9 protein-coding genes are annotated in these 9,766 nt (G+C 74.8%); 3 read left to right on the plus strand and 6 right to left on the minus strand.

The window, feature by feature from the left end; genetic code table 11:
• Positions 1 to 15: 15 nt before the first annotated feature.
• On the plus strand, positions 16 to 468 hold the full coding sequence (gene soxR / locus Q0195_RS07220) for a redox-sensitive transcriptional activator SoxR (protein WP_299276476.1): 453 nt from the start codon (positions 16 to 18) through the stop codon (positions 466 to 468).
• A 4-nt stretch (positions 469 to 472) separates the two neighbouring features.
• Here soxR and Q0195_RS07225 read toward each other — a convergent pair whose 3' ends face one another.
• The gene (locus Q0195_RS07225; protein ID WP_299276478.1) at positions 473 to 1,942 is read right to left on the minus strand and encodes an MFS transporter; all 1,470 of its coding nucleotides are present in this window, start codon (positions 1,940 to 1,942) and stop codon (positions 473 to 475) included.
• 99 nt (positions 1,943 to 2,041) lie between these two features.
• Between Q0195_RS07225 and Q0195_RS07230 the strand changes: the two genes are divergently transcribed.
• The gene (locus tag Q0195_RS07230; RefSeq protein WP_299276456.1) at positions 2,042 to 3,412 is read left to right on the plus strand and encodes an MFS transporter; all 1,371 of its coding nucleotides are present in this window, start codon (positions 2,042 to 2,044) and stop codon (positions 3,410 to 3,412) included.
• 9 nt (positions 3,413 to 3,421) lie between these two features.
• Here the strand turns inward: Q0195_RS07230 and Q0195_RS07235 are convergent, their stop codons facing one another.
• Positions 3,422 to 4,672 carry an APC family permease gene (locus tag Q0195_RS07235; protein WP_299276458.1) on the minus strand — a complete coding sequence of 417 codons (1,251 nt, stop codon included), beginning with the start codon at positions 4,670 to 4,672 and terminating at the stop codon, positions 3,422 to 3,424.
• Between the two features lie 160 nt (positions 4,673 to 4,832).
• Entirely contained in the window at positions 4,833 to 5,480 is a 648-nt protein-coding gene (locus Q0195_RS07240; RefSeq protein WP_299276461.1) for a hypothetical protein, read from the minus strand.
• A gap of 122 nt (positions 5,481 to 5,602) precedes the next feature.
• Between Q0195_RS07240 and Q0195_RS07245 the strand changes: the two genes are divergently transcribed.
• Complete coding sequence (locus Q0195_RS07245; RefSeq protein WP_299276464.1) at positions 5,603 to 6,277, plus strand: TetR/AcrR family transcriptional regulator; 675 nt, start codon at positions 5,603 to 5,605, stop codon at positions 6,275 to 6,277.
• Positions 6,278 to 6,292: 15 nt separating this feature from the next.
• On the opposite strand, the gene Q0195_RS07250 is transcribed toward Q0195_RS07245, so the two are convergent.
• The 3 genes from Q0195_RS07250 to Q0195_RS07260 are packed head-to-tail and all read right to left on the minus strand — an operon-like array spanning position 6,293 to position 9,568.
• Positions 6,293 to 7,951, minus strand: coding sequence for a polyketide antibiotic transporter (locus tag Q0195_RS07250; RefSeq protein WP_299276466.1), 1,659 nt, complete (start codon positions 7,949 to 7,951; stop codon positions 6,293 to 6,295).
• Positions 7,948 to 8,877 carry an ABC transporter ATP-binding protein gene (locus Q0195_RS07255; RefSeq protein ID WP_299276468.1) on the minus strand — a complete coding sequence of 310 codons (930 nt, stop codon included), beginning with the start codon at positions 8,875 to 8,877 and terminating at the stop codon, positions 7,948 to 7,950. Before Q0195_RS07255 ends, Q0195_RS07250 begins: the two co-directional genes overlap by 4 nt.
• Before the next feature lie 13 nt (positions 8,878 to 8,890).
• Entirely contained in the window at positions 8,891 to 9,568 is a 678-nt protein-coding gene (locus tag Q0195_RS07260; RefSeq protein WP_299276471.1) for a TetR family transcriptional regulator, read from the minus strand.
• Positions 9,569 to 9,766 lie beyond the last annotated feature (198 nt).

Consider the following 9,766-nt stretch of genomic DNA (forward strand, 5'->3'; position numbering starts at 1 on the left):
GTGGCGACCACACCGATGTGGAACCAGAAGGAGCTCACGGTCGGCCAGGTGGCGGCGCGCAGCGGGGTGAGCGTCTCGGCGCTGCACTTCTACGAGCGGCAGGGGCTCATCACCAGCCGCCGGACGTCGGGCAACCAGCGGCGCTACCGGCGCGACATCCTGCGCCGGGTCGCCCTCATCCGGGTGGCGCAGCGGGTGGGCATCCCGCTCGCCGAGATCCGGGCCGCCCTCGAGGCGCTGCCGGACGGCCGCACCCCGACGCGGGCCGACTGGGAGCACCTGTCCGCCGCCTGGCGGCAGGCGCTGGACGAGCGCATCCGCAGCCTGCAGCAGCTGCGGGACGACTTCACCGACTGCATCGGCTGCGGCTGCCTGTCCCTGGACCGGTGCGTGCTGGCCAACCCGCGCGACCGCTACGCCGAGCACGGCCCGGGGCCGCGGCGCCTCATCGAGTCCGACCGCGGCTGAGCGCTCACTCCACCGGCGGTGGCACCTCCGTGCGCGACCGCGGGCGCCGCTGGCCGCGCAGGTCGATCACGGAGACGACGAGCGTCACGAGGAGCATCGCCGCGGTGGCGGCGAAGCCGGCGGTGATCGCCGCCGTCCAGTCGTTGCTCGTCAGCACCGCGAAGGCCACCCCGGTGATGACCGCCAGCCCCATCGCGGTGCCGATGCGCTGGGCGGTCTGGAGCACGCCACCGGCGCTGCCGGAGTACTCCAGCGGCACCTCCGACAGGGTGATCGTCTGGTTCGGGGTGATGACCAGCCCCTGGGCGGTGCCGATGAACCCGAGCGTGAGCAGCATCCACCACACGCTCACCGTGCCGGCCGCGGTGAGCTGGACGACGACGATCGTCAGCACGACGCCGACGAGCGCACTGACCACGCCGGCGATGACGATACGGCGCCCCCGGTCGGTGACCCGGCGACCGGCCCAGTGCGAGCTGAAGGCCGAGAGCACGGCGGCGGGCAGGCCGATGAGCCCGGCCTCCAGAGCGCTGCGCCCCTCCCCGTTCTGCACGTAGAGCGCGACGAGCACCCACACGCTGGTGACACCCATGAAGTAGACCGCGGCGATGAGCGTGCCGATCGAGAAGCTGCGGTTGCGGAAGAGCACGAGGTCGACCATCGGCGAGCGGCCTGCGTCGCGGCAGCGCCGCTCCCACCACACCCACACGGCGAGCAACCCGACGCCGACGACGAGGACCAGCCAGCCGGCGGCCCCCAGGTCACGCTGGACGAACGGGACGAGGATCGCCAGCACGGCCAGCCCCAGGAGCACGGCGCCGAGCGGGTCGAGGTCGCGCACGACGCTCCCCCGCGTGCCGACGCGCGGGGCGCGCAGCGGCCGCGGGAACCACCGCAGCGCGAGGACGATCGCCAGGATCCCCACCGGGATGTTGACGAGGAACGTCCACCGCCAGCCCTCCGCCTCTCCGGCGAGCTCGATGATGAAGCCGCCCAGCACCGGCCCGATCGCCACCGAGATGCCGATGACGCTGCCCAGCGCCCCGTAGGCGCGGCCCCGTTCCGAGCCCCGGAAGTACTGCTGGATCATCCCGACGGCCTGCGGGTTGAGCAGGCCCGAGCCCAGGCCCTGGACGACGCGGGAGATGTTGAGGCTCAACGGGTCGGGCGCCAGCCCGCCCCACACCGAGGAGAGCGTGAAGAGCGCCACGCCGGCGATGAACAGCGGCCCGCGGCCGAGGATGTCACCGGCGCGGCCGGCCGCGACGAGCACCACGCCGAAGGTCAACGTGTAGCCCGCCAGCACCCACTGGAGGTCGGAGTCGGAGGCGTCCAGGCCCCGCTGGATCGAGGGCAGGACGACGTTGATGATGCTGACGCCGACCAGCGACATGAAGATCGCGACGAGCAGGACGGTGAGGATCCGCCAGCGGCGCGGGTCAGGAGCGTCGGTCTCGCGTGGGTGGGGGCTCAGGGCGGCTGCCTTTCGACGATGTGGTCCGCCTCGATGCTACGCCGCGGCCCCGCCCTGCCCCGGGGGCAGGGCGGGTGGGTGATGAGACACTGGGAAGCCGTGACCCCTGCTCCCGCCCGCTTCGCCGACCGCGCCCGCCGCTCGGCGTGGGTGGTGTGGCTGGTCGGCGTCGGGGTCTACTTCCTCGGCTACGTCCACCGCTCCTCGCTCGGCGTGGCCGGGCCGACGGCGGTCGACCGGCTCGGGATCTCGGCGACCGAGCTCGGCTCCTTCCTCATGGTGCAGCTCGGGCTCTACGCCGTCATGCAGGTGCCCGCCGGGCTGGCGATCGACCGGTGGGGCCCGCGCCGGGTGCTGCTCGCGGCGACGCTCGTCATGGGCAGCGCCCAGGTCGCCTTCGCGCTCGCGCAGAGCTTCCCGCTCGCCCTGGTGGCCCGGGCGCTCCTCGGGGTCGGGGACGCGGCCGTGTTCATCGCCGTGCTGCGGCTCGCGGCGACGTGGTTCCCGCACCGGCGCTACCCGGTGCTCACCATGCTCACCGGGCTGGTCGGGATGGCGGGCAACCTCGCGGCGACGGTCCCGCTCGTCATCGCGCTCGACGAGCTCGGGTGGACCCGCACCTTCCTCCTCACCGGGCTCGCCTCGGTGGGGTACGCGGTCCTGCTCCTGCGCCCGGAGGTCGCCGCGCCCTACCGGGACGCCGGTGCCGCGGCCGACGCCCGCGCGGTCCACCGCCCGGTGGCCCAGGTGCGCGCGGCCTGGGCACGCCGCGAGACCCGCCTGGGCTACTGGACCCACCAGTCCACGATGGCCCCGGGTGTGGTGATCTCCCTGGTCTGGGGCTACCCCTACCTCACCGATGGGCTGGGCTACTCCGCACCCCGCGCCGCCTCCCAGCTCTCGCTCTTCGTCGTCGCCAACCTCGCCGCGAGCTTCGTCGTCGGGCCGCTCGCCGGCCGCCGTCCGCCGTGGCGTACGCCGATGGCGCTGTCCATCGCGACCGCCTGCGTGCTGGCGATCGCCGCCCTCGTGCTGTGGCCGGGCGGCCGGCCACCGGGGGCGGTGGTGACGATCGCGTTCGTCGTGCTCGCCACCGGCGGCCCGGGCTCCCAGGTGGGCTTCCACATCGCCCGCGACTACAACGACCCCGGACGGATCTCCACGGCGACCGGGCTGGTCAACGCCGGCGGGTTCGTCGGGGCGATGGTGGCGGCCGTCGTCGTCGGGCTGGTCCTCGACGTGCGCTCCGGCAGCGGGGCCACGACGCTGCTCGACTACCGGTGGGCGCTGGCGTCGGTCGCCGTCATCGCCGCGCTGTCGACGCTCGCCATGACGGTCACCCTGCTCGGGGTGCGGGCCGACGTGCTCGACCGGATGAACCGCGGGGAGCGCGTCGTCGTCGCCACCGTCGAGCGCTGGTGGGACCGGGCCTACCGGCGGGTGGTCGGGCGTCCCCGGCCGTCCGCCTGACCGGGGCCGTCAGGCGCGGCGCACCCGCTGCCCGACCGCCCGGTAGGCCACCCCGGCGGCGAGGACGAGGAGCCCGCCGAGGACGGCCGTCGTCGGCAGGGTGGCGGCCAGGACGAGGCAGCCGGCCAGCCCGGCGACCTGCAGGGCCCGCGGGGACAGCCGCCACGCCCCGGTCTGGGTGACCGCCGCGGCGTTCGCGACGGCGTAGTAGAGCAGGACGCCGAAGGAGGAGAAGCCGATCGCCCCGCGCAGGTCGACGGTGAGTACGAGCGCGCAGACGACGACGGCGACCACCACCTCGGCGCGGTGCGGGACGGCGAAGCGTGGGTGGACGGCGGCGAGCCACCGCGGCAGGTCCCCGGTGCGGCCCATCGCCAGCACCGTCCGTCCGATGCCGGCGAGGAGGGAGAGCAACGCCCCGAGCGCGGCGAGCGCCGCCGCGACCCGGACGGCGGGGGCGAGCCAGGTGCCGGCGACGGCCTCGGCGACCGGCGCCGTCGTCGCGGCCAGCCCCACCGGTCCCAGGCGGAGCAGCAGCATGACGGCGACGAGGAGGTAGAGGGCGAAGGCGAGGGCGAGCGCGATGCGGACGGCCCGCGGGATGGTGCGTCGCGGCTCGCGCACCTCCTCCCCGAGGGTCGCGATGCGGGCGTAGCCGGCGAAGGCGAAGAAGAGCAGGCCCGCGGACTGCAGGACGCCGGACCACGTCGCGTCGGCCGGCAGCAGCTGCGCGACGCCGTCCCGGGCGCCCCCGACGCCCACCGCGGCGGCAGCGACGAGCACGAGGACGACGACCGCGACGACCACCCGGGTGAGCGCCGCGGTGCGCTGCACGCCGGTGTAGTTGGCGCCGGCCAGGGCCGCGACGGCGAGGGCCGCGAGCGGGCGCTCCCAGTCCGCCGGGGCGACGTAGGCGGCGAAGGTCAGCGCCATGGCGGCACAGCTGGCCGTCTTGCCGACCACGAAGGCCCAGCCGGCAAGGAACCCGGGCCAGGGCCCGAGCCGCTCGCGGCCGTAGACGTAGGTGCCGCCGGAGGTGGGGTACTGGGCGGCGAGCTGGGCCGAGGCGGTGGCGTTGCAGTAGGCGACGATCCCGGCGAGCAGCAGCCCGAGGAGGAGCGCCGCCCCGGCGGCGCGGGCCGCCGGGGCGAAGGCGGCGAACACCCCGGCCCCGACCATCGACCCGAGCCCGATGACGACGGCGTCCCAGGTGCCGAGGCGCCGCACGAGGGCGGACGGGTCGTCGGCGGGAGTACTCACAGGACCTCCTGGGCTGCCGGTGCGGCCCACGCTACGGGCTCACGGTGACCGACGGGTGAACGGCGAGCGCGACATCCGTGCGCGCGCCCCCCAGCCGACGCGTGTGGAGCGGCAGCCCGGCCCCCCGGACGGGCGCCGGGGCCTGCGTGCATTCCCGCTGCTACCGGTCCGTGGCTCCGCGCCGTCCCGCGAGGGCGAGGAGGAGGAGACCGGCGCCGAGGACCACGCCGTGGGCGGTCCGCAGGGCGCCGGGAGCGAGGTACTGCGGTGCGTAGAGCACCAGCCCCGTGGCGCTGAGCAGGCCGCCGAGGCGGGCGAGGGTGCCCGTGCGCCGGACGGCGCGGGCGGTCAGCACCCCGCCGACGGCGAGGAGCACGAGCCCGGCGCCGAACGTCGCCACCGCGATGGGCCCCATCCGGAGCTCCTCGACGAGGGCGAGCAGGGAGGGGTCGCCGGTGGCGAGCGCCCGGCGGGCGATGACCTGGACCCCGAAGGCCTCGGCGCCGTAGTACGGCAGGACGAGTGCTACCCCGGCGGCCGTCACGGCCGCCGACCGCACGGAGGCCACCTGGCGCAGGCCCGCCGCGAGCAGGACGAAGGCGAGGACGCCGAGGACGTGGGAGACGACCCAGCGCGTCGAGCCCATCGCCGCCGCACCGGCGAGCGTGGTCTCGTCGGAGTAGGGACGCAGCGCCGGGTAGGCGACGAAGAGAAGACCCGCGAACGCGAGCACGCCGGCGCGCAGGGGCGGTGTGGTCGGGGCACGGCCGACGGGTGCGGCGGTGGCCTCGGGGTGGGTGGCGGCCATGACGTGCTCCAAACTGTGAACAATGCTCTCTGTCGAGAGCAATGGTCTTCCTCGCATCGGCGGCTGTCAAGAGCACTGTTCACATCCGTAGCGAGCGCTCACCATTCGGGTAGGGTGCCGCCATGTCCCGCCTGACCCCGCGCGCCCGCGCCCGCGCCGCCACGCTCGCCGAGATGAAGGCGGTCGCGCTGCGCCAGCTCGCCGAGTCCGGGCCGCAGGCACTGTCGTTGCGCGCCATCGCCCGCGAGATCGGCATCGTCCCCTCGGGCATCTACCGCTATTGGGCCGGCCGCGACGAGCTGCTCACCGAGCTCATCGTCGACAGCTACACCGACCTGGCCGACGCGCTGGAGGGAGCGGGCGGCGGCGCCGGCGGGCCACGGGAGGAGTGGCGCGCCGTGTGTGCCGCCCTGCGCACCTTCGCCCGCGAGCAGCCCCACCGCTTCCTCCTCGTCTACGGCACCCCGGTGACCGAGTACCGGGCACCGCGGGACACCGTCGAGCCGGCCACCCGGGTGGTCCGTGCGCTGACTGCGCCGCTGCGGGACGCCCGACCACCGGCCGGCGCGGCGCGGCGCCCCCCCGACCCGGCCTTCGCCGCCCAGCTCAGCGCCCTGCACGAGGCGCTGGTGGACGTCCCCGAGCCCCTCCTCGCCCCGGCGACGGGCGCCGTGGCCCAGCTGCTCGGGCTGCTCGTCCTCGAGCTGGGCGGCCACTTCGTCGGCACCTTCGAACCGGCGGACGCACTCTACGCCGACGCCGTCGAGCGGATCGCGGACCAGCTCGGCCTGGAGTGAGGGCCGACGGCCCGGTCAGGAACGTCCGACGTCGCGGCGTCGCAGCCCCACCAGGCCGAGGACGGCGAGCACCACCGCCAGCGCCCCCATGACGAGGAGCGGGGCTGCGTCGAGCTCCACACCGGGCACGAGCGGGGTGTGGGAGAGCGGGGAGACGTCGCGGGCGGCGTCGGGCAGGTCGAGGAGGTCGCCGAGGAAGACGACGAGCGACGCCCAGACGACCAGCGCCCACGCAAGGGAGGCGAGCCGCGGCACGAGCCCGTAGAGCGCGACCGCCGACGCGGCGAAGAGCAGCACGGCCGGCACGTAGGCGAGCGACGCACCGGTCAGCTCCCCGACCCAGCCGCCGTCCCCGGTGGCGGCGGCGACCCCGAGACCCACCCCGAGCCCGAGGAGCGCCTGCGTGAGGACGGCCGCCACGACGACGACGGCGACCCACCCGGTGAGGAGCCTGGTGCGGGACACACCCGAGACGAGCACCCCCTCGACCCGCCCGGCCCGCTCCTCGCCGCGCAGCTGGAGCACGCCCCAGACGGACAGGGCGGCGGGACCGATGGCGAGGAAGGAGAGCATGACGGCGGCGAAGGAGCGGGTGAGGTCCTCCAGGTCGAGCGCGATCCACTCCCCGAGGTCGGGAATGTCCTCGACCATGCCCTCGAGCGCGTTGGCCAGGCTGCCGAACGCGACCGCGAAGAGGAACAGCCCGACCGCCCAGCCGAGGAACGTGCCGGTGAGCAGCCGCCGCGCGAGCCCGGACGGCGTGAGCAGCCCGCGGGCCGCGGCGGCGGGACCGGGCCGGGCCGGCCACAGCCCCGCCCCGAGGTCGCGCCGGTGGGCCAGGACCACGGCGACGGCGAGCAGCACCACCGTCGTCGCCGCCGGGAGGAGCAGCGGCCACCACCGCAGCTCGACGTAGAGCCGGGTCTGCTGGGCCCAGGCGAAGGGCGAGAACCACGAGAGCCAGGAGCCTTCGCGGTCGACGACGTCGCCCACGCCCCGGACGAGGAACGCGACGGCGATCGCGCCCAGCGCGGTCGCCGAGGCGGTGCGGGCGTGCTCGGTGAGCTGGGCCGTCACCGCGGCCACCGCCCCGAAGACGAGACCGGTCAGGGTGGTGGCCACGCCGAAGGCGACCGAGTCGGCCGCCTGCATCCCGGTCCCGACGAGCGCACCGGTAAGCGCGAGCCCGACGGCGACGTCGGCGATGGCGACGGTGAGCATCGCCGCGACGGCGGGGGCGAAACGGCCGACGGGCAGGGAGCGGAGCATCTCCAGCCGGCCGGACTCCTCCTCGGCCCGGGTGTGCCGCACGGCGAGGAGCACGCTCATGATCGCGGCGGGGAGGAACACCCACAGCGACAGCTCGTTGGCGAGCATCGCACCGAAGGTGTAGTCGTCCAGCGCGAAGGCGGGCCCGGTCATGAGGACCGCGGCGGGGTTGTCCATGAGCGCCGCGCGGGCCTGCAGGGCCGCGGCGTCGGGGTAGGTCTCCTCCAGCGCGACGACCGAGGAGGCGACCAGGGCGAGGAAGGCCAGCGCCCAGATGACGATCTGCCGACGGGAGATCCGCAGGAAGAGCCGCAGCAGGTCCCCGGTGCCGGCGAAGGGCTGGGCCCCGGCAGCGGGCTGCTCCTGGTCGGTGGGTGCGGGCCGGGTGGGTGTGGCGGTGCTCATCGTGCCCCCTCGAGGGGCTGGGCCGTCGCCGCGGCGAGGTCGTCACCGTAGTGCCGCAGGAAGAGCTCCTCGAGCGACGGCGGGGTGATGGTGAGGTTCTGCACGTCCAGCTCGGCCAGGAGCGGCAGCAGCCGCTGGACGGCAGTGTCGTCGACGTCGAACCGCAGACGCCCGTCGTCGACGACCAGGTCGTGGACACCGGGCAGGCCGGCGATCCGGGCGGGGTCCGCCCTCGTCGTCGCGGTGACGGTCGAGCGGGTGAGGTGGCGCAGCTGGGCCAGCGTGCCACTCTCGACGTCGCGCCCGGCGCGGATGATCGTCACGGTGTCGCACAGCTTCTCCACCTCGGCGAGGATGTGGCTGGAGAGCAGGACGGTGCGGCCGTCGTCCCGGAGCTTGCGCACCTCCTCGGTGAAGACGGCCTCCATGAGCGGGTCGAGGCCCGAGGTGGGCTCGTCGAGCAGGTAGAGCTCGACGTCGCGGGACAGGGCGGCGACGAGGGCGACCTTCTGCCGGTTGCCCTTGGAGTAGGTGCGGGTCTTCTTCGTCGGGTCGAGCTCGAAGCGCTCGAGGAGCTCGGCGCGTCGCCTCCGGTGCGCCGCCCCGCGCTCGTGGCGGGTGAGGACGTCGATCGCCTCGCCGCCGGTGAGGTTGGGCCACAGGCTGGTGTCGCCGGGGACGTAGGCGAGGCGCCGGTGGATCGCCACGGCCTCGTGCCACGGGTCGCGGCCGAGCACCCGGGCCGTGCCGGACGAGGCGCGGAGCATGCCGAGCAGGATGCGGATGGTGGTGGACTTGCCCGACCCGTTCGGGCCGAGGAAGCCGGTGACCTGGCCGGTCGGCACGGTCAGCGAGAAGCCGTCCAGGGCGCGGGTCGCCCCGAAGGTCTTCGTCAGGTCACGGGCGACGATGGCGGTGTCCGGCATGGTGGTCCCCCAGTCAGGTGTCGGCGGCGCGCCCGACGCGCGCCTCGAGGTAGGCGTCGAGCAGTGTGGAGTCGGTGAGGAGCGGCTCGGTGTAGAGCTCGAGGACCGGCCCGATGATCCGTTCGGAGTAGCTGCGCAGCCAGGCCGGGAGCTCGTCGAGGTCGAGGTGGTCCTGCTGGGCCGGCAGCTGGAGGAGCAGCGCGCCCAGCGCCTGCTCCACGAGGACCCGGGCACGGGCCTGCGGGTCGCGGCTGGGCCGGATGGTCCCGGCCTCCTCCCCCTGGCGGAGGTACTCCACGGCGTCCGCGACGAAGCCGTCGACCAGGTGGGCGGCGAGCGGGCCGCCGGCCTGGAGCCGGCGCAGGACGTAGCCGATGACCGGCGCGTAGCCCTCGACCTGGGCGAGCTGGGTGAGCAGCGCCGCGGCGGAGCCGGTCGCGCCCATGACGCTCGACTTGTTGCGGCGCGTGATGTCGAGGACGTGCTCGTCGCACGCCTCGCGCAGGCCTTCCCGAGAGCCGAAGTGGTGGATGATCAAGCCCGCGCTGACGCCGGCGTCGGCGGCGATCGACCGGAGCGAGGCGGACATCCCGGTGGCGGCGAAGCGGCGGATGGCGGCCCGGAGGATCCGCGCCCGGGCGGTGCGCTCCTCGGCGTCCACCCGGGGTGCCCGCACCTCGGCTGAACTCATGTTCAACATGCTATACACACGTTCAGCCGGTGTCCACCCCCGGACGACGCCCACTCCGTCACCGGCAGCTCGTCCCCCACTGAACAGGTGAGCTGTGCGGCGACAGCTGACATGGGCGCCGACAGGTGAGTTCCCCTCACCGTCAGGAGGGTGGGCGAACGGAGCGCGTGGTGAAAGAACTGTCGGCGAGAAATGAGC

The organism is uncultured Georgenia sp. (genome assembly GCF_937958535.1).
GTDB lineage: Bacteria > Actinomycetota > Actinomycetes > Actinomycetales > Actinomycetaceae > Oceanitalea.